Consider the following 19,391-nt stretch of genomic DNA (forward strand, 5'->3'; position numbering starts at 1 on the left):
AATCTAAAAAAAAGTTAATGCAAAACCAAGTATAGATCCTCCTAAAACGATAAAAGCACTGTTTAGTTTTTTAAAACCAAAAACAACAATTAAACTCACAATAGCAATAACAATTGTTCGCCAATCTACTAAAGTATCTTTTGCCATGTTTATACAAACAGCTATAATTAAAGCTACGGCAGCAACATTTACTGCATCTAAAACCGAACGAATAACTTTAGAATTTCTCATTTTAGGAATTAACGGATTCAATACCAACACAAATATAAAAGAAGGTAAAAATATACCTAAAGTTGCTACAATTGCACCAGTTATTCCGTTTAGTTGCCACCCAATAAAAGTTGCGGTAGATAAAACAGGTCCGGGAGTAATTTGCCCCACAGCAACAGCGTCAATTAATGCCTGGCGCGTTAACCAACCATTTGCCACTAATTCAGAGTCTAAAAAAGCAAATAGTACATAACCACTACCGTATAAAATCGCTCCGATTTTTAAGAAAGTTAAAAGAATTTTTATGTTGTTTAAGTTTGCAAATTCGCTTGCTTGAAATAGTAATAGCGGAACAAAACTATGTAAATTGTTTTTGTTTCTTTTGAAGAAATACAAACCTAAACCTAAAAGACCACACCCCAAAAGCGTTATAATTTCATTAACACCTAATAAACAAGCCACTAATGCGATTGCTCCTAAAACAGCCAATTCGGTATTTTTAATTGCTTTTTTACCAAGCCTGTAGCCTGCCATAATTATAATAGCAATTACTGCCGGTTTTATACCGTAAATAAAAGGTTCAACTTTTGGTAGCTGTCCATATTCTTGATACAACCACGCAAAAACAGAGGTAATAACTACCGCAGGAAAAATAAAACAGAAGCCTGCAACGACTAACCCTTTCCAACCTGCTCTTTCATGACCGCAGTGCATCGTCATTTCTGTAGAGTTTGGCCCAGGAATTAAATTAGTAGCTCCAATAAGATCTAAGAAATGTTCTTGGGTCATCCATTTTCTCTTTTTCACTACTTCATCTTCCATCATGGCAATATGCGCGGCAGGACCACCAAAAGCGATGCTCCCTAATTTAAAAAAGAGTTTAGCTATTTCTTTTAAATCGTTTTTTTGAGACATTTGGGGTTATTTTAGGTTTAGCATTAGAAGTGAAATTAATCATTGCATTTTACTTGCATTAATTCTGTTAGAGATACTGTAAAAGGCGCTCCGGCAGCTGAGCGAAAGTTTTTACCTTCAATTGTTTTTTTATATTGCTCTAAATTTTTAAAGTTCCATTTCATGTTTTTGAAAATTTCTAAGTCTTTAGAGTTTTGTTCAAATTCATATATTAAGTAATGCTCTTTATTCGCTTCAGGATGACCTAATTCGGCTAAATGTTCTTTTGAAAAGACACGAATTCCTTCTTTTAGTTGATATAATATAGATGCTTTTGATTTACCGCTTTCACGTAATAGTAAAAATTTAGCATTAACTACTTTCGGTAAAAAAATTAAAGAACCTCTTTCGTCATTCATTCTAAAGTTATATTTAGAGTTTTCTTTATACCAATTTAAGCGCTTATTATTTTTTGCAAACCCAACTAGCACATAAGTTTCATCTGGTATTAACTTTTTACCTTTAATGTATTCAGGTATCGGCTCATTTATAATATTTGGAGAATCATTTTTATGAATATTATATGATTTGGTAGCAAGGTTTTCACGCTGGGAAGCATTGTTTAAAAAGTGACTCAATACTTCTTTTAAAAAATTTTCTAAATGAATAGTTTCATTACTGTTCTCTGATGGTTTAATAGGAAAGGCACCTAAACCTGGTAAAACTTCATGAAAACCTTTCAATCGTTTGTTCGTGTCACCAGGATAAAGAACATAAGCACCACTAGTTCTTCTTATGGCATCTTTATATGCGTGCATCTTTAATAAATCTGCATTTTTATAAATGCCTTTTAAATTGGCTTTCTTTTCATTGTTTAGATGTTCTTCATCTTGGTTGCCTTCAATTATTTGATTGATATTAGCAATTTTGTATTTCGCATCAAAATGAACATGAACTATTTGCTCTTTTTCTTCTGCATCTTTCTCATTTAAGTTAGTTGGCCAAATAGATAAAGTATAATCTGGTCTTAACGTAGTTGTCCAACTTCCTGCTTTCGAAATATTATCGTTTCCAACAAAACTTCTATTGTAATTAAAACGAATATTTAAGTCTCTATGTTCTTTTGTATAAGTTCCTTTAAGAGCTGTAAACTTTCCTTGTTTTAATTGTAGGTTTAAATTATTAGAGTTTGAAATAATTAATTTTTCTAATTCTTTTGGTTCAATTTCAAAGATTGATTTTAACACATCTAAAAGTTTGAAAAATAACCAATATTCATAAAGTGTAGCAATGTCTTTTTTGCCTCCACTATAAACATCTTCTCCACCATCCCAAATTAACTTCGCAGCTAAATCAAATTTTAACCAAACTTTTAATATTTCTCTATAACCTTCTCTTTTTTGTAAAGTAGGACTATTTAGTTTTAAAGTAGTTGGTCTTGATATTTCTTTAAAAAGTGAATGTTGTAGGTGGTTTTCTAATTTTTCAGTTACAACATTTGCTTCATGTTTTAATCTTTGACCTGCGTTTGGATGATTGCCAATGTCCATGCAGAACTTAGAAAAACTTTCGAGAGCATGTTTAATAAAACGGTTCTCGGAAGTGTCTACACTTTCTATTTTCTTATAAGAGCTGATTTTAGTAGCTACAGATTTTAATTTAGATGAATAGAGTGTATGGTTAGATGATAATTTAGTTCTATTGTTAGCGTTAATTAACTGTTTAATTTCACTGTTTCTAAAACGTTTTATCTTTCTTACATCTGTCTCTTCTGCTTCTTCTGACCACTTTGTAGTAGGAGAGCTGATAATTCTGTGAATAGCATCTTCAAATTCTTCCGAATTGATAATAGATTTTACAAAAGCAAACCGCTGGTATAATGTTTTATTATCCGCATTAAAGTCTGTTTCAAAAGAATGGCTAACAGGAGAATTAGCTTGTAATATTAGATCGGTACATTTTTCTGTAATAGAATTTAGCATGTACTGATAGTCCTTTCTATAACTTGTTTTGGTGGATTGAACCTCTAATTTTTGCTCCCACTTTTTATTAGGTTCATTTGTGTTGAAAATTTCAAGAGAAAGTGTTCCCACAAAAATATTAGGAGAAATACGACCAATATGTTCGTTTCTAGCTCTTTTTTGAACAATATTCTCTTGATCATTACAAGTTAAACGATAGTCTTTATTTGAGAATTCATAATCATAAAAACAACCTTCTTTTAACTGAAATTGAGGTTCATTTGTATATTGATTGTTTTCATCAATTTCAATATCCGTTTCTTTTTTGGCATCAATGTAAAGAATAAGATTCTTTTCTATATGTGCTAAATCAATCTCTATGTTTTTTACTTTTTGCATAGATTAAGCTTCAGCATAACTAGCAAAACCGTTATCAATAGCACCCTTGTACATTCTTGTGATTTTTTCTAAGGATAATGGATATAAAACACCATCTGTTAAAACTGATTTACCACCAACTTCTTTATAAAGTTTAAAATCCTCATTTTCAAAGATGGCTTTTTTAACATTTATATCGTTAACACAAATATTACCCAATGTTTCTAAAATTGGACATAGTTTACGTCTTGAGCCATGTAGTTTTGGTAATAATTTCTGCATTACAGCAATATCTATTTTTTCATTTTCTGAAATGTCTTCATTTATTACAGTTAATTGCTGGTATAATCTATGAATTTCCATTCCTGTTCTATAGCCAAATTCTGCACCTGTTTTTTGTAGTTGACCAAAGAAATTTACTAGAGTATCATTTAAATCATCAGTATTAATTTCTTTAAATTCGTTGTTTCTTGCAGCTTTAATAAAATCAGCAGCCATATTAGCTCCTTTTGATTCTAATTGTGTCAAGTCAATTTGGTTTGGTGATTTTAAAAAGTTGCTAATTTCTTTTTCTGTTACTCTAAATTCTATAGCATTTGCTCTATCCAGTACTTTTGGGCTAAACATATAGGTTGTTTCATCTATATTAACCGTACCGACTACAAATAAATTTTTTGGCCAACTTAACTCAAAAGGAACATTTGATTTTTCATTATCCCTATCAGAATGTAGTTTGAATTTATCTTTAGATTCCATAACACTTAAAAAGTCAGAAAAATAACGTTCTACATGACTCAAATTCATTTCATCTAATATCAAGAAATAAGGTTTATTTTGATTTTCATCTTTATTAGCTTCAATAACTAACTGTAAAGCTCCATTTTCTGGTAAAATATATTCTTCCGGATTTAGTGCATTTACATAACCTAATAAAGGTTCTCTATTCGTCCAATCAGCTCCAACTGGTACAATGCAATATTGTGTTGAGTCTTCACATATCCATTGTGCAAAACTTTGTGCCAATTTGGTTTTACCAGAACCAGATAAACCACTTAGTAATACAAAAGGTTTGGTTGCTAATGATGAAATATATCTTGTAACTAATTGGTTAGAGTATTTTAGATTGGCTGTTCTACAGTCTTGGCGGAAGTTTGAAATATTGAAATCTGTTTGAGAAATTACTAGCTTATCATTTTCCATATTTATAGATTGATATTGTTCAATAATTTGGTTTAAATCAGAATCTAAAATTTCATTAGGGGGAAGAGTCTTAGTATCGTATATTTTGAAAAGGAAAGAATCTCCGTATCTATCAGGTCTATTTAATGAAGTCTCAACAAAGTAATCTTTGATTGTTATTGGATTACTTATTTCCCAATCAATTTGAGGTTTTTTTGTCTCACTTATTCCATATGCCAAAACAAGTTTATTTTCATTTTTATAGTATAAATAAACCGGATAGATACCTTCACTAGTTGTAAATGGTTCCTTTAAGAATGAAATCCAAGGAATACGAGCTGATACTCCTTGGCCAAAACTCACCTTGACTTTTGTACCTTTATAATGTTTATTAAAATGTTTTGTTTTGAGATTGTCTGTTTTTGCTTGTTCTAAAAAATTAATTAGTTGATCTGAATACATATTAGAGTTATTCATGTCTTTTTTCTTGCCTTCATTCCATTCCCAAGCTTTAAATGATAATTTATAAAAAGGAACATCAGTTTTTGCTTTTATTTTTTCCAGTAAAGAGATATATTCTGAATATGTGTTGAAATTAGAATCAATCTTTAAAACCTCATTAATATATGGCTTTGTAGGTCCGTTAATGGGAAGGTATTTGATTGGATTAATGTAGAAAAGGGCTTCTGATAATTTGGTTTTACCAACACTTCTTATTTTTAAAACATTTTCAAAATCAATATTTTCTATAGTATTATCTAGAGCTTTATTAAAGAAAGTCCACAGCCTAGATACTTCATTGTTAACCCTTTCATACTTATAAGGAAATAACCAAACTTTTTGCGCCTGTGCAGAAGGAATTCCTTTTTCATCAGAAGGAATTGATGCTCCTATCTTTTTTGCAATTTCTTGTAAATACTTAAGCCTTCTTTCAGCTCCATATTTGTATATATAACAGAAAAATGTAAACGGGTCAATTTCACTTAATTCAATATCATGCTTTCCATCAAGTTCTTTATCATTAAATGGGGTTATTCCAACTGATTTAAGTAAATCAATTAATTCAGTTTGAGAGTATTCTTTTTGTTTTAAAAACTCAGTTATTTGTTTGTGTGTTTCTACCCAACTAAATTTATTTTTACTCATTTTCTTTCTTTTTTGTGGCTCTTCTCTTTTTTTTAAACGTCTTATGTTTGAATATCATTTAATGATTTTCAGCAATTTACAAAAGTTCACTGAATAGTAGCAGAAATAGTCATTGTTATATCTTAGTTCTTATGTGATATTATAATGGGTTAAGTAAGTTACTTTTAGTTAAGTTCTAATAACACCTTTTCTACTAAAAAAGAGACTGCTCCGTCAATGTTGTAAAATTCTCTAAAAACTTCATCCCTTTATAAGAATTTCCTTTTTCATTTAATTTCGGGCTCCAAACCACAATACTATATTCGTTTGGTAATATGGCAATAATACCGCCGCCAACACCACTTTTACCTGCCAAGCCTACTTTAAAAGCAAATTCGCCAGATTCGTCGTAAAAACCACAAGTTTGCATTAGTGCATTAACTCTTTGAGACTGTGCTTTTGTTAATATTTGTTTATTGTTATGAGGCGTTTTACCGTTGTTAGCTAAAAACAAAAACAAGTCAGAAAGATGCTCGCAGCTTAATTCTAAAGAACATAAATCGAAATAAAAGTCGAGGACCTCATTGGGGTCGTTTTTAATGTTGCCGAATGATTTAATGAAATTACATAGCGCGACGTTTCTATAACCTACAGATTTTTCTGAAGCAGCTATTTTGGCGGAATAGTTAATGTCGTTGTTAGCAGAAAGACTTTTAATAAAGGCAAGTAAATCTTCTTTAGGGTTTTTAAGATTGCTAATAAGAATATCGCAAATAACCATGGCACCAGCATTTATAAAAGGATTTCTTGGTATTCCGTTATCACTCTCTAATTGTACAAGCGAATTAAATGCCGTACCGGAAGGTTCAACATCAACGCGCTCCCATATATTACCATCAAATGTTTTAAAAGCTAAACAAAGTGATAACACTTTAGCAATACTTTGAATAGAAAACTTTTCTTTATAATCTCCTAAGCCATATTTTATGGAAGAAGTGGTAGAAATATGAACACCAAATTTATCAGGATTTAAATTGGCTAATTCTGGTATATAAGAAGCAAGGTTTCCTTTGCTTTCTAATGTATTAACTTTAGAAAATACTTCTTGTATTATTTTTTGATGATTCATGTTGTTGAGTTCACTTTAGGTAGGCAATAATAAAAACAAAATTAATAGGAATTGCTTTTAAAGTCATAAAAAAACAACCTCAGCTGAGGTTGTTTTTTATAAAATAAGTAAAACTTGTTTTATAGTTTAATTTCTTCTTTGGTGTTGTTTAATAAAACAGGTTTACCAAAACCTAATTCATTTAAACGCTCTAATTGTGTTTCTGCATCTCCTACAAATAACCAAATCATTTTATTAGGGTTCACATATTTCTTTGCCAATTCTTGTACTTTTTCAATAGTCATTTCATTTACAATTTTCTCTCTATCTTTAACATAGTCGGCATTTAAATTGTAAGCGCTAATGTTTTCTAACATGTTTAATTTAGCACCCATGGTTTCAAAACGACGAGCGTTACTTTTAATTAAAAAACCTTTGGTTGTTGCTAAATCTTTTTCAGAATAATTGGTTGGGTAATTTGTAATGATGTCTTTTACTGATTGAGCAGACTCTAGGGTAACATTACTTCTTACTCTGCTAGAAATAGTAAAAGGACCTTTAGCTTTTGTGCCTGAAAATTGAGAATAAATACCGTACGTATACCCTTTTCCTTCTCTTAACTCTTGTGTTAATTGAGAAGCAAAACCACCACCACCAAGAATGTAATTCATAACCGTTGCCGGATAATAATCTTCATCAGTTACTGCTAAAGCTGGTGCGCCAAAACTAATTACCGATTGTTTTGCTTTTGGTACGTCGTAAAAATAAACAGTTGGCTTATTAGGAGCTTGTGGAGTTTTAAAAACCGGAATCGTTACTTCTTTTGCAGTCCATTTAGTGGTTAAGTTTGTTAAAGAAGCCAAAGCTTTTTCTTGATTTACATCACCAACAATATGCATTTTTGCAACAGATGGAGAGATGTAATTAGTATAATATGCTTTTAAATCGTCTAAACTAATTTTTTCTACAGAAGCAATTGTTCCTAAGGTGTTTTTAGAGCGGATATTATCTTTTCCGTAAATCAATTCATTATAAACATTTCGTGTTACTGTAGTTGGGTTTGCTTCTTGCTGACGTAAATTACCTACAACCGATTTTTTAATCAATTCAAATTCTGTTGTATCCCAACGTGGCTCTAGCAACATTTCTTCAACCAAGTTTATAGTTTCCGTATAGTTTTTAGCTAAGGTAGTACCGCTTATGGTAATGTTTTCTTTAGATGAATACACACTAATAGAAGCGCCTAATTCTTGAATAGCTTCTTCTAACTGCGCCACGGTTTTATTTTTTGTACCGCGGTTCATTAAACGAGCAGTTAAGTTGGCAACACCTAATTTGTCCATTTTTTCTAATAACTGACCACCATCAATTACCAAGTTAAAACGAACTAAAGGAACTTCACTATTTTTAATACCAAATACTTTAATTCCGTTTGCTAATTCATCATTCCATACATTTGGTACGCTTAAAGCAGGTGATTTACCATACGCAGGTTCGGTTGCTCTGCTAATCTTAGAAGGTGTTTTTTCGTATTGAGCGGTAACTTTAGCATCGAATTTTTCTTCGGCTCCAATAACAATTTTTTCTTCTTTTATAATTGCTTCTTTAGCATCTTTTAAAGCAAGGTTTTTCATCCCTTTAGGTACAAAACTAGTAGCAATAAAGTTTTTACCTTTAATGTAGGTGTTGTAAACACGCATTACATCTTCTTTGGTAACATTTAAGGTTAAATCAATTTCTTTGTTGATAAAACCAGGATCACCGGCATAGGTGTTGTAAGAAGCTAAGTTTGTTCCTTTTCCTAATACGCTAGATAAGCTATTGTAAAAACTAGTTTCTAAACCAGCTTTAATTCTGTTTAAGTCTTTATCAGAAATACCTGTTTCTTCAAAGTTTTTAAACGCTGTTTTTATTCCGTCATTAATTTTATTTAAATCAACGTTATTAAATCCTCGGATACTTAATTGCGATTGTCCTGCTAATTCCGATGACCAGTTCCACATACTTGTGTTTGCGGTAAGTTTTAAATCATCTACTAAAACCTTGTTTAAAGGTGCTTTTTTTCCTTGTGATAAATATTCTGTTAAGATATCTAAAGCATATGAATCTTTATGATACAGTTCAACCGTTGGCCATGCCAATGTTAGCATTGGTAATCGTGCAAAGTTATCTTCAAAATACAAAGATTTCGATTCATTAACTTTTCCTGATTTTTTAACCAAAGGCGTAATTTCTTCACCTCTAGGAATCTCGTTAAAATATTTACGAACCCATTCTTTTGCTTTCGCAGAATCAAAATCTCCTGATAAAACTAAAGTTGCATTGTTAGGAACATACCATTTTTTAAAGAATGCTTTTACATCGCTTAAAGTAGCATTTTGTAAATGTTCTAACGAACCTATTACTTGCCAATTGTATGGATGATCTTTAGGGTATAAATTACGATCGATAATTTGTTGATTGAATCCATACGGACGGTTATCAACACTTTGTCTTTTTTCGTTTTTAACAACTTGTTTTTCTTTTGCCAAAACAGGTTCAGTTACGGTGTTTATAAACCAACCTAGTTTATCCGCTTCTGCCCAAATCATTTTTTCCAAAGCATCATTTGGTACGGTTTGTAAATAGTTTGTTCGGTCTCTTGATGTTGATCCGTTGGCACCAGAACCACCAATACGTGCGCTCATTTTATCTAAACCACCTTTACCAAGGTTTTCAGATTCTAAAAACAATAAATGTTCAAATAAATGAGCAAAACCAGTTCTTCCTTCAATTTCTCTTGCCGAACCTACGTGAACCATCAATTCTACGGCTACAACAGGGTCTGACTTGTCGGTATGTAAAACAACTTGAAGTCCGTTATCTAATTCAAATTTTTCAAAAGGAACATTTAAGGATGTTTTCTTTTCTTTTTGTTCGGTATTACAGGCAATAAAGAATATTACAGCTATAAATAGTAGCACTTTTTTTATCATTGTTTTGGTTGTTTTTTGATGCTGATAAATATACATAATAATGAAAATGAATATTGTTAAATAAATGCTAGAATTTATGGCAAAGAAAAACCTCACCAGAAGCTGATGAGGTTTTAAAAAACTATATATTTATTTTCTTATCCTAAGAAAGGGTATTTGTAATCTGTAGGCGATACTAATGTTTCTTTTATTAAGCGAACAGATGTCCAACGTAATAAGTTTTGTGCAGAACCTGCTTTGTCATTTGTACCAGAAGCTCTTGCCCCACCAAATGGTTGCTGACCAACAACTGCACCAGAAGGTTTGTCGTTAATATAAAAGTTTCCTGCAGCGTTTTCTAAAGCTTTAGATGCTTTTTCAACAATATATCTATCTGTAGAAAAGATAGCACCTGTTAATCCGTATTCAGAAGTTTCATCAACTAATTTTAATGAAGCTTCCCAATCAGCATCTTCGTAAACATAAACTGTCATTACAGGGCCAAATAACTCTGTATGCATAGTTGCATATTTAGGCGATGTAGTAACAATTACAGTTGGCTCTATAAAGTAACCTACAGATTTATCGTGGTTTCCACCAATAATAATTTCTGCATCCTTATCAGTTTTAGCTGCATCTATATAGCTTGCGATTTTATCAAAAGAACCTTCGTGAATAACTGCATTTACAAAGTTAGAAGTATCTTCAGGAGAACCCATTTTTAATTCACCTACTTGTGCTGTTAAATGTTTTTTAACTTCTGGCCAAAGTGATGCAGGAATGTAAGAACGTGAAGCAGCAGAACATTTTTGACCTTGGTATTCGAAAGCACCTCTTGTCATTGCTGTTGCAACTTGTAATGGGTTAGAAGAGTTGTGAACCCAAATGAAATCTTTTCCACCAGTTTCTCCAACAATTCTTGGGTATGTTTTATAGGTATGAATATTGTTACCAATTTGTTTCCATAATTCTTTAAAAACATGTGTAGATCCTGTAAAGTGTAGTCCAGAGAAATCTGGAGACGCTAAAACAGTATCAGAAATCATAACTGGATCTCCGTATACAACGTTAATTACACCATCAGGTAAACCAGCTTCTTTAAATAAATCTACAATTACTTGTGCAGAATATGCTTGGTGATCAGATGGTTTCCAAACAACAACGTTACCCATTAAGGCAGCTGATGCTGGTAAGTTTGCAGCAATAGATGTAAAATTAAATGGAGAAATTGCATAGATAAAACCTTCTAAAGGTCTGTATTCAACTCTGTTCCAAACGCCTGGTGAAGATGTTGGCTGATCTTTAAAAATATCAGTCATATACTCTACGTTAAAACGGAAGAAATCTATCATTTCACAAGCAGCATCAATTTCTGCTTGAAACACGTTTTTAGATTGTGCAATCATTGTTGCAGCATTCATTCTTGCTCTATAAGGACCAGCTAATAATTCAGCAGCTTTTAAGAAAATAGAAGCTCTTTCCATCCAACTAACGTTAGACCATGCTTCTCTTGCAGCCAATGCAGTTGAAATAGCTTCATCTACGTGCGATTTATCTGCGGTATGATATTGACCAACTACATGTTTGTGATCATGTGGTGGTGTGATGTTTTTTGTATTACCGGTTCTAACTTCTTCACCGTTAATGTACATAGGCACATCAACGTTACTGTTAAACATCGATTTGTATGTTGCTAATAACTCTTCTCTTTCTGGAGATCCAGGAGCATACCCTTTTACAGGTTCGTTTACTGCTTTTGGAACATTAAAAAATCCTCTTGTCATTTTAGTATGTTGTTTGTATGTTTAAAAAATATTTTTAATTAAAAACGAATAAACAAAATCTAATGGCATTAATTTGCAATGATTATGTTGTTGCTTTAATCAAAAAAGCTATAATTTTTATATAGAACAAAGTTAGCATTTATTTTAAGAAATACTAAGCTGTTTTTATATCTCATTTATCAAAAAAGAATACAATATGTGTACGGTAACTTATTTGCCTTTAGGAGGTCAGGATTTTATATTAACATCAAATAGAGATGAAGATCCAAAAAGAAAAACTATTGCACCGAAAGAATATGATGAAGATGGAGTAAAATTAATATATCCAAAAGATGAACTTGCTGGCGGAACGTGGATTGGCTTATCTGATAAAAATCGATTAATTTGTTTGCTAAATGGTGGTTTCGAAAAACATAAACGAGCAGATAGTTATAGGTTAAGTAGAGGTGTAATTGTAAAACAACTATTAAAGGTTGATAACCCTGTGGAAATTATAAATCATTTTAATTTTGAAGGAATTGAGCCTTTTACGATTGTTTTAGTTGATTGGGAAAAGAACTTAAATGCTTATGAGTTGGTTTGGGATGGCGTAAAAAAGCATTTTCAAGAATTAGATAGTGCACCAAAAATATGGTCATCATCAACATTATATACCGAAGAAGTGAAGCTATTACGACGCGATTGGTTTGCAGATTGGCAAAGGGAAAACCCTGTTTTTAAACAAGAAAACATAATTGCTTTTCATAAAGATGAAACAAAAGGAGATAAGGAAATTTCATTAAAAATGAAACGGCCACAGGTAGAAACTGTAAGTGTTACTTCAGTGCAAAAAACGGCAGAAAAGGTTGCAGTTGATTATATTGATGTTATAAATGAAAACAGAACTAATACAATGCAAAAGCAATAAATGAAATTATAAAAGAACCTATTAAAGCAAGCATAGTAAATACAAAGTTTGCCATAAGGTATTTTACGAAAGTTTTAAAATATCCTTGCCCATAAAACCTTTTCATAGCCATGAATAAATAAATAATAAAAAGCAATAAGAAAATACCTAATAAAAATTCAGCTTCTTTAAAATAACCGATTAAATAAAACACAGAAGAGAGTAAAAAGAAGACTGTTTGGGTGTGAAAAACAAAAACTAAATGCTCTACATAGGTGTATTTTCTTCGGATGTAAATTATTTTTAAGAATAATGTAAAAAGCGGTAATAAGATAAATAAGGCTATCGACGCGTAAGATAGTATTTGACGGTAAAACTTATCGGTTTCTCCTCTTTTAGATAAAAATGAATTTAAAACCTCGGTACGTGAATAGAGGAATCTATTCGTAAAAGTTTTGTCCATTTCTAAGCTATCTAATGCATTGTTAACATGAATATTTGGGTGTTTTTTTTGGAATTTAATAATTTTTGAAAGTTGATTAGAATTTCCAAATCCAATGTTTACTATTGGTTGTTTAGAGTTTCCGTCAATTTTTAAAGAGTCAATACTTTGTTTAATTAAGTTAGCTTTTGTAGAGTCTTGTTTGTTTATTTCTTTAAAGATTTCTTTTTGAATCGAATCTAAATCTACCTCTAGTGCTTTTATGCCGTTTTCGTTAATTTTTATTTGCGATGTGGTGTTTTTAGAGATAATACCACTCTGTAATTCGTTAAACTTATCGTAGCTTTCGGTAACTCCTATAATTAAAAAGAACAAAATAGAAACGGTTAAGTAAAATCGAAAAGGATTAGAATAGCGATCTCTTTTTCCGTTGATATAATCTTTAGATACTTTTCCGGGTTTTATTAAAAGTGGAATTAATGTCCTCCAAAACCTCGCATCCCAAGAAAAGAAACCCGCAAATACTTCGCGAATAAAACTAGTTAATGTAATTTTTTTACCTTTATTTTTTTGACCACATTCTGGGCAGAATTTTTCGTTTTGAGAAAACGGATATCCGCAATTTAAGCAATTAGGTTCTTTGATAATTGCAACCTTGGTTTTCTTAGCCATTAGTTTAAAGTAGGAGTGGTAGTTAATTGAAATGTTGGTATGATTACCAGAAACTCTTCTAAGGTATCTGGATTAATCATTTTGTAATTTCCTTTCATAGCGCCTGCTGTAGAAAGTAAAAAACAGTTAGATCGGTAATTATAAGTTTCGTTGGGTTTAAGAACAGGAGTTTCTCCAATAACGCCTTCACCCTCTATGTATTCGGTGTCGTTAAGAGAATCGAAAATTACCCAAAAACGTTCTAAAAGTTTTACGGTGTCTTTTGAGTTGTTTTCAATAAAAACATAATAGCTAAAAGAATAATATTGTTGATAGCCACGATAAATTAGACCATTAAATGTGGTCTTGACAGATATTTTTATGCCTTTAGTTATTTGTTGAAACATTGTCTAAATATAAACTTTTTTAGGTTTTCAGTCAATTATTTTAAAATTAAATTACCTGTTTTGATTTAAATAACCGTTTCCTACGCCTATAACCCTGTCGTAAATTCCGCCAAAAGGTTTATAATAAACGATTACAGTATATTCATTTTCTGTCTGATAAAAAGAGCCATCTACCTCATTTAAATCAATCGTGTTATTTTTATCTAAAGTAACATAACTATAATTGTAAAACCCTTGTTTAAATTTAATTTGGGCGTAGTATCTTTCGTCAACAGCATTGTATTTCATTTTGTTTTCGTTTGATAATTGATAGTTATTAAAAGCTCCGTATACAAATACTTGTTTGTCGTAAAAAGGCTCAAAAGCATCTAAAGAAAAATGAAGCATTGAGTAATCGGCTTCAGTCTTAGCGTCATTTGCTTCTAAAGTTCTAACAACAAACTGTCCGTTAATATCAGGATTGTAAGTGTAAATTTTATCAGCTCTTTGTTCATCAGTATATAAATAACTATGATAGATGTCTTTTCTTTCGGTTTTTGCAATGTTTAAACTTGTGCTTCGTATGTGTTTGCTATCAAAATTTAAAAACTCATTTCCTCCCCAAAAATCTGTTTTAAGGAGGTGATTGTATACTAATTGTTGAGGTTTTATAAATTGAGGTTGAATGTTGTTAATAACGGTTGCCCAATTATGATTTTGAAATAACGAAATATTAATTTCTTGATTTGGATTGTTAATTACCAATTCTGGATGATTTACAGAGAATTGAACTGTTTGTTTTTGCATGTTATGTTTGGTATCTCTACTTCTAAAAACTGCCACGCCAACTGTAGTAATGTCTTCATAAAAAACACAACGTCTAGAAAATACTATTTCGTAATCATCATTTAAAACAGAAAGTAGATAGTTACCACTTTTCGTAATAACGGTATTCTGATTTGGTATTTCAACCGAGTAATGCGTGTAAGGTTGTAAGGTGTTAAAAGAGTTAGAAATATTAATGATTTCATTTTCATTAAATCCGTTTATATACTGATTAGAAGTTAGGTTGCTTGGTTTCCAATCATGCGTCATATGCTCAATTTTATACTTGTATTCTTTATTATCGGCATCTAAATCATCAAAAGACAATTTTAAAACCTCACCTAACCTTACAATTGCAGAATACTGATTTGTATTGTGCTTAGGTTGTAGTTGAATTGTTTTAATATTTTGAGCATTTACAGTTATGTATAACGCACTGAATAGGAAGATTACAAGATGTTTTATCATAAATGCAAAGGTATCAAAATGTAGACCAAAGACAAATATTTATTTAGAATAGATATAAATAAAGAGCTATCGAAAAGATAAAAATGTAAATACTTACCCGAAAAAATGAAAATCTGTAAATTTGCGTGTTTTTAGAAAATCAATTTAATCAGTTCCTATGTCAAAAGACATCCGTATTAAGAAAGGCTTGGACATCAAGCTCGTTGGCGACGCAGAGCAAATCACTACTGAACTTTCGTTGGGTAGCGCATTTGCAATTAAGCCTAGCGATTTTCATGGCGTTATTCCAAAAATTTTAGCAAAAGAAGGTACCGAAGTAAAAGCAGGTGAAGCACTTTTTTATTCAAAAAGTGATGAGCGTATTTTGTTTCCTAGTCCGGTAAGTGGTAAAGTTACAGAGATCGTTCGTGGAGACAGAAGAAAAGTTTTAGCATTTAAAATCACTGCTGATGCACAGCAGCAATACAAAGATTTTGGTAAAAAAGATATTGATGCAATGTCTGGTGAAGAAGTGAAAAATCACTTATTTACTTCAGGTTGTTGGCCATTTGTAAAGCAACGTCCTTACGATGTTGTTGCAAATCCGAATCAAGCTCCAAAAGCAATTTTTGTATCTGCATACGCAAGTGCACCTTTAGCAGCAGATTATGATTATGCACTAAAAGGTAAAGAAGCTGAGTTACAAGCTGCTTTAACAGCGTTAACAAAGTTAACAGCAGGTAAAGTACATGTTTCAGTTGCAAAAGACTCAAATTTATCTCCGTTTAAAGAGCTAAAAGGAGTTGAATTGCATAAAGTTTCTGGCCCGCATCCTATTGGTAATGTAAGTACTCAAATAGCACAAATAGATCCTATTAATAAAGGAGAAGTTGTGTGGGTAGTTACTCCGCAAGATTTAGTGGTAATCGGTGAATTATTGTTAACAGGTAAATTTAACGCAAAGCGTACAATTGCTTTAGCAGGAGCTAAATTTAACAAGCCACAATACGTTACTGCCATAGCAGGAGCAAGTATTGCTGGTTTGGTAAAAGGAAATTTAGATGCTGATAATGCGCGTGTAATTAGCGGTAATGTGTTAAGTGGAACGCAGGTTGGCGAAGAAGGATATTTAGGATACTACGAAAATATAGTAACTGCAATTCCTGAAGGAGATGATTATGAATTTTTTGGATGGAATAAGCCAGTTTTTGATAAAGTTTCTACTTCTAGAGCATTTACGTTCTCTTGGTTAACACCAAAGAAAAAATACGACTTAAATACGAATACAAACGGTGAGCACAGAGCATTTGTGGTTACAGGGTCGTATGAAGAAGTGTTTCCGTTAGATATCTATCCGATGCAATTATTAAAAGCGAGTATGTACAAAGATCTTGACGAAATGGAAGGATTAGGAGCTTACGAAGTTGCACCAGAAGATTTCGCTTTAACAGAATTTATTTGTGTATCTAAACAACCTCACCAGAAGATAATTCGTGAAGGATTAGATTTAATGAGAGAAGAACTAGGATAAGATATGGGCTTAAAACAAAACTTACATAATTTAAAAGAAAAATATAAAGGTACTAAGATGGCACCTGCGTTTAACGCAATCCACACCTTTTTATATTTACCTAATGAGACGACTCACGGAGGAACTCATATAAAGGCGGCCGATGATTTAAAACGTACAATGAACATAGTTATTATGGCATTAGTACCATGTTTAATCTTCGGGATGTTCAATGCAGGTTATCAACATAACGCTGCTGTAAACGGATTTACAGAAGGAATGTCTTTCTTTAGTGGAGATTTCTGGAATATGGATAATTTCTTAATAGGTTTAGTTAAAATTTTACCATTAGTAATTGTATCATATGTGGTAGGATTAGTAGTAGAATTTATTTTTGCTGTAATCAAAGGTCACGAAGTAGAAGAGGGGTATTTGGTAACAGGTATGTTAGTACCGTTAATTGTACCAATCGATTTACCTTTATGGATGTTAGCTGTAGCCGTAATTTTCGGTGTAGTTATCGGTAAAGAAGTGTTTGGTGGTACAGGGATGAATATCTTAAACCCAGCTTTAACTATACGTGCATTTTTATTCTTCGCATATCCAACTTGGATGTCGGGAGATAAAGTATGGGTAGAAGGCGCAAGAGAATTGGCAGGAACTGCTGATGCTATTTCTGGTGAGACAGTTTTAGGAAGCTTAGCGCAATCACAACCATTAACACATTCAGTTTCTGATATGTTCTTCGGATTTATTCCGGGATCTGTAGGAGAAACATCAACATTATTAATTTTATTAGGAGGGCTTTTCTTAATCTTTACAAAGGTTGGAAGCTGGAGAATTATGTTATCTGCAGTAATCGGAGCCTTAGTAATGGGATTCATCTTTAATCAAGTTGTTGATTTAGGTTGGATTGGTGAAACAAGTAAGTTTTACGGATTAATGAGTTTAGATTTTTGGAAGCATTTATTAATTGGAGGTTTTGCATTTGGAGCCGTTTATATGGCAACTGATCCTGTATCAGCATCACAAACCAATAAAGGAAAATGGATTTACGGTTTCTTAATCGGATTTATTTCGATTATGATACGTGTATTCAACCCAGCCTATCCAGAAGGAGTAATGTTAGCTATTTTATTAATGAACGTTTTTGCTCCAACTATTGACCATTATGTGGTTCAAGGAAATGTAAAGAGAAGATTAAAACGAGCTAAAGTTAAAACTGCCTAATTATGAGTAAAAATACAGACAGTAATGGATATACGCTACTTTTTGCCATCGGTATGGTATTAGTAGTAGGTGCGTTGTTAGCTTTTACAGCTTCATCGCTTCGCCCAATGATAGATGCAAATAAACGTATCGAAAAGCAACAAAACATTTTGTATGCTATGGGTGTAAATGACAATGATGAAAGCAGTGCAGTTTTTGTTTCTAAAGACAAAGTAGCTGACGAGTTTTCAAAATACATCAAAAAGCAATTAGTTATTGAAGGTGATAAAACTACTGAAGATGCTGAAGCGTATTTAATTGATGTAAAAAAGCAGCAAACAGCAGCAAAAGCAGGAGAAGTAAGGAAATTACCATTATTTGTTGGTGAAAAAGACGGTAAAGCGTTTTATATCGCGCCAATTAGAGGTAAAGGATTATGGGATGCTATTTGGGCATATGTTGCAATGGATAAAAATATGGTAGTTCAGGGTGCTTTTTTCGATCATAAAGGAGAAACACCAGGTTTAGGAGCAAATATTAAGCAACGCTATTTTATGGATGATTTTATTGGAGAAGATTTAATGAACAATGGTTCTTTTAAAGGAATCGCAGTTTCTAAATCAAACAATGATCCAAAGAATAAAGATAAAAATGATAACGAGGTAGATGCAATTGCAGGAGCAACAATTACTGGAGACGGTGTTGCAGCAATGATTAAATCTGAATTAGGTTTATACGTGCCTTACTTTAAAACATTGAAATAAATATGGGACTTTTATCAAAAAAAGACGCAGTATTAATTACAGATCCGTTATTGGATAACAACCCAATTACGATTCAAGTATTAGGTATCTGTTCAGCATTAGCAATTACAGCAGAGCTTAAAGCTTCTATAGTAATGGCAGTTTCTGTATTATTTGTATTAGGTATAGGAAACGTAGTAATCTCTTTAATGAGAAATATCATTCCATCAAAAATTAGAATTATAGTACAGTTAATCGTAGTTGCTGCTTTAGTAATTATTGTTGACCAAGTATTAAAAGCGTTTGCTTACGAATTGAGTAAAACACTATCGGTATTTGTTGGATTAATTATTACAAACTGTATTATTATGGGGCGTTTTGAGGCTTTTGCTTTAGGAAACGGACCATGGAGAGCTTTCTTAGATGGAATTGGAAACTCATTAGGTTACGGTGCTATTTTAATTGCAGTAGGTTTCTTTAGAGAATTATTAGGTTCTGGTACTTTGTTAGGATTTAAAGTTTTAGGAGATCCAATTGAATTAACAGGATTGTATGCTTTAGGATATGAAAATAACGGATTCATGTTATTATCACCAATGGCATTAATTGTTGTAGGTATTATTATTTGGATACAGCGTAGTAAAAACAAAGCACTAATTGAAGACTAACCTTGTTAGGAATCATTAAAAATATAGAAAA

Annotated in this window: 14 protein-coding genes; 5 read left to right on the plus strand and 9 right to left on the minus strand. The window is 31.9% G+C overall.

The genetic code is table 11. The annotated features are described in order from the left end of the window. Window positions 1–3: 3 nt before the first annotated feature. The 6 genes from chrA to pruA form a co-directional block, all read right to left on the minus strand. Window positions 4–1,125 carry a chromate efflux transporter gene (gene chrA, locus RRF68_RS10535; protein WP_315944319.1) on the minus strand — a complete coding sequence of 374 codons (1,122 nt, stop codon included), beginning with the start codon at window positions 1,123–1,125 and terminating at the stop codon, window positions 4–6. Between the two features lie 35 nt (window positions 1,126–1,160). Then, on the minus strand, window positions 1,161–3,464 hold the full coding sequence (locus RRF68_RS10540) for a DUF2357 domain-containing protein (RefSeq protein ID WP_315944320.1): 2,304 nt from the start codon (window positions 3,462–3,464) through the stop codon (window positions 1,161–1,163). Between the two features lie 3 nt (window positions 3,465–3,467). Further along, complete coding sequence (locus RRF68_RS10545) at window positions 3,468–5,768, minus strand: MrcB family domain-containing protein (RefSeq protein ID WP_315944321.1); 2,301 nt, start codon at window positions 5,766–5,768, stop codon at window positions 3,468–3,470. A gap of 193 nt (window positions 5,769–5,961) precedes the next feature. Beyond that, on the minus strand, window positions 5,962–6,876 hold the full coding sequence (locus RRF68_RS10550; protein ID WP_315944322.1) for a glutaminase: 915 nt from the start codon (window positions 6,874–6,876) through the stop codon (window positions 5,962–5,964). Between the two features lie 119 nt (window positions 6,877–6,995). Then, window positions 6,996–9,830, minus strand: a complete 2,835-nt coding sequence (locus RRF68_RS10555; protein ID WP_315944323.1) for a pitrilysin family protein — start codon at window positions 9,828–9,830, stop codon at window positions 6,996–6,998. A gap of 137 nt (window positions 9,831–9,967) precedes the next feature. Then, on the minus strand, window positions 9,968–11,593 hold the full coding sequence (pruA, locus tag RRF68_RS10560; RefSeq protein ID WP_315944324.1) for an L-glutamate gamma-semialdehyde dehydrogenase: 1,626 nt from the start codon (window positions 11,591–11,593) through the stop codon (window positions 9,968–9,970). A 196-nt stretch (window positions 11,594–11,789) separates the two neighbouring features. On the opposite strand from pruA, the gene RRF68_RS10565 reads away from it, so the two are divergent. After that, on the plus strand, window positions 11,790–12,500 hold the full coding sequence (locus RRF68_RS10565; protein WP_315944325.1) for an NRDE family protein: 711 nt from the start codon (window positions 11,790–11,792) through the stop codon (window positions 12,498–12,500). Here RRF68_RS10565 and RRF68_RS10570 read toward each other — a convergent pair. The 3 genes from RRF68_RS10570 to RRF68_RS10580 are packed head-to-tail and all read right to left on the minus strand — an operon-like array spanning window position 12,478 to window position 15,251. Beyond that, window positions 12,478–13,593 (minus strand): DUF3667 domain-containing protein, encoded by a 1,116-nt coding sequence (locus tag RRF68_RS10570; protein ID WP_315944326.1) that lies wholly within the window; start codon window positions 13,591–13,593, stop codon window positions 12,478–12,480. The two genes, RRF68_RS10565 and RRF68_RS10570, sit on opposite strands and share 23 nt — an antisense overlap. Further along, the gene (gene apaG, locus RRF68_RS10575; RefSeq protein WP_275315379.1) at window positions 13,593–13,979 is read right to left on the minus strand and encodes a Co2+/Mg2+ efflux protein ApaG; all 387 of its coding nucleotides are present in this window, start codon (window positions 13,977–13,979) and stop codon (window positions 13,593–13,595) included. Before apaG ends, RRF68_RS10570 begins: the two co-directional genes overlap by 1 nt. A 51-nt stretch (window positions 13,980–14,030) precedes the next feature. Beyond that, entirely contained in the window at window positions 14,031–15,251 is a 1,221-nt protein-coding gene (locus tag RRF68_RS10580; protein WP_315944327.1) for a DUF5103 domain-containing protein, read from the minus strand. A gap of 157 nt (window positions 15,252–15,408) precedes the next feature. Here RRF68_RS10580 and RRF68_RS10585 point away from each other — a divergent pair, with 157 nt between their 5' ends. Genes RRF68_RS10585 through RRF68_RS10600 form a run of 4 tightly spaced genes read left to right on the plus strand, consistent with a single transcriptional unit; the run spans window position 15,409 to window position 19,360 of the window. Next, window positions 15,409–16,761, plus strand: coding sequence for a Na(+)-translocating NADH-quinone reductase subunit A (locus tag RRF68_RS10585; RefSeq protein WP_315944328.1), 1,353 nt, complete (start codon window positions 15,409–15,411; stop codon window positions 16,759–16,761). Window positions 16,762–16,764: 3 nt separating this feature from the next. Next, complete coding sequence (locus tag RRF68_RS10590) at window positions 16,765–17,970, plus strand: NADH:ubiquinone reductase (Na(+)-transporting) subunit B (protein ID WP_315944329.1); 1,206 nt, start codon at window positions 16,765–16,767, stop codon at window positions 17,968–17,970. A gap of 2 nt (window positions 17,971–17,972) precedes the next feature. Then, the gene (locus RRF68_RS10595) at window positions 17,973–18,713 is read left to right on the plus strand and encodes a Na(+)-translocating NADH-quinone reductase subunit C (protein WP_315944330.1); all 741 of its coding nucleotides are present in this window, start codon (window positions 17,973–17,975) and stop codon (window positions 18,711–18,713) included. 2 nt (window positions 18,714–18,715) lie between these two features. Then, a complete protein-coding gene (locus tag RRF68_RS10600) occupies window positions 18,716–19,360 on the plus strand; it encodes an NADH:ubiquinone reductase (Na(+)-transporting) subunit D (RefSeq protein WP_218772093.1) in 645 nt (214 codons plus the stop codon). Window positions 19,361–19,391 lie beyond the last annotated feature (31 nt).

The organism is Tenacibaculum sp. HL-MS23 (assembly GCF_032463465.1).
Classification (GTDB): Bacteria; Bacteroidota; Bacteroidia; order Flavobacteriales; family Flavobacteriaceae; genus Polaribacter; species Polaribacter bernardetii.

Coding starts and splice junctions, on each gene's coding strand:
- chrA (WP_315944319.1), bottom strand. CDS start 1,125: ATGTCTCAAAAAAACGATTTAAAAGAAATAGCTAAACTCTTTTTTAAA.
- RRF68_RS10540 (WP_315944320.1), bottom strand. CDS start 3,464: ATGCAAAAAGTAAAAAACATAGAGATTGATTTAGCACATATAGAAAAG.
- RRF68_RS10545 (WP_315944321.1), bottom strand. CDS start 5,768: ATGAGTAAAAATAAATTTAGTTGGGTAGAAACACACAAACAAATAACT.
- RRF68_RS10550 (WP_315944322.1), bottom strand. CDS start 6,876: ATGAATCATCAAAAAATAATACAAGAAGTATTTTCTAAAGTTAATACA.
- RRF68_RS10555 (WP_315944323.1), bottom strand. CDS start 9,830: ATGATAAAAAAAGTGCTACTATTTATAGCTGTAATATTCTTTATTGCC.
- pruA (WP_315944324.1), bottom strand. CDS start 11,593: ATGACAAGAGGATTTTTTAATGTTCCAAAAGCAGTAAACGAACCTGTA.
- RRF68_RS10565 (WP_315944325.1), top strand. CDS start 11,790: ATGTGTACGGTAACTTATTTGCCTTTAGGAGGTCAGGATTTTATATTA.
- RRF68_RS10570 (WP_315944326.1), bottom strand. CDS start 13,593: ATGGCTAAGAAAACCAAGGTTGCAATTATCAAAGAACCTAATTGCTTA.
- apaG (WP_275315379.1), bottom strand. CDS start 13,979: ATGTTTCAACAAATAACTAAAGGCATAAAAATATCTGTCAAGACCACA.
- RRF68_RS10580 (WP_315944327.1), bottom strand. CDS start 15,251: ATGATAAAACATCTTGTAATCTTCCTATTCAGTGCGTTATACATAACT.
- RRF68_RS10585 (WP_315944328.1), top strand. CDS start 15,409: ATGTCAAAAGACATCCGTATTAAGAAAGGCTTGGACATCAAGCTCGTT.
- RRF68_RS10590 (WP_315944329.1), top strand. CDS start 16,765: ATGGGCTTAAAACAAAACTTACATAATTTAAAAGAAAAATATAAAGGT.
- RRF68_RS10595 (WP_315944330.1), top strand. CDS start 17,973: ATGAGTAAAAATACAGACAGTAATGGATATACGCTACTTTTTGCCATC.
- RRF68_RS10600 (WP_218772093.1), top strand. CDS start 18,716: ATGGGACTTTTATCAAAAAAAGACGCAGTATTAATTACAGATCCGTTA.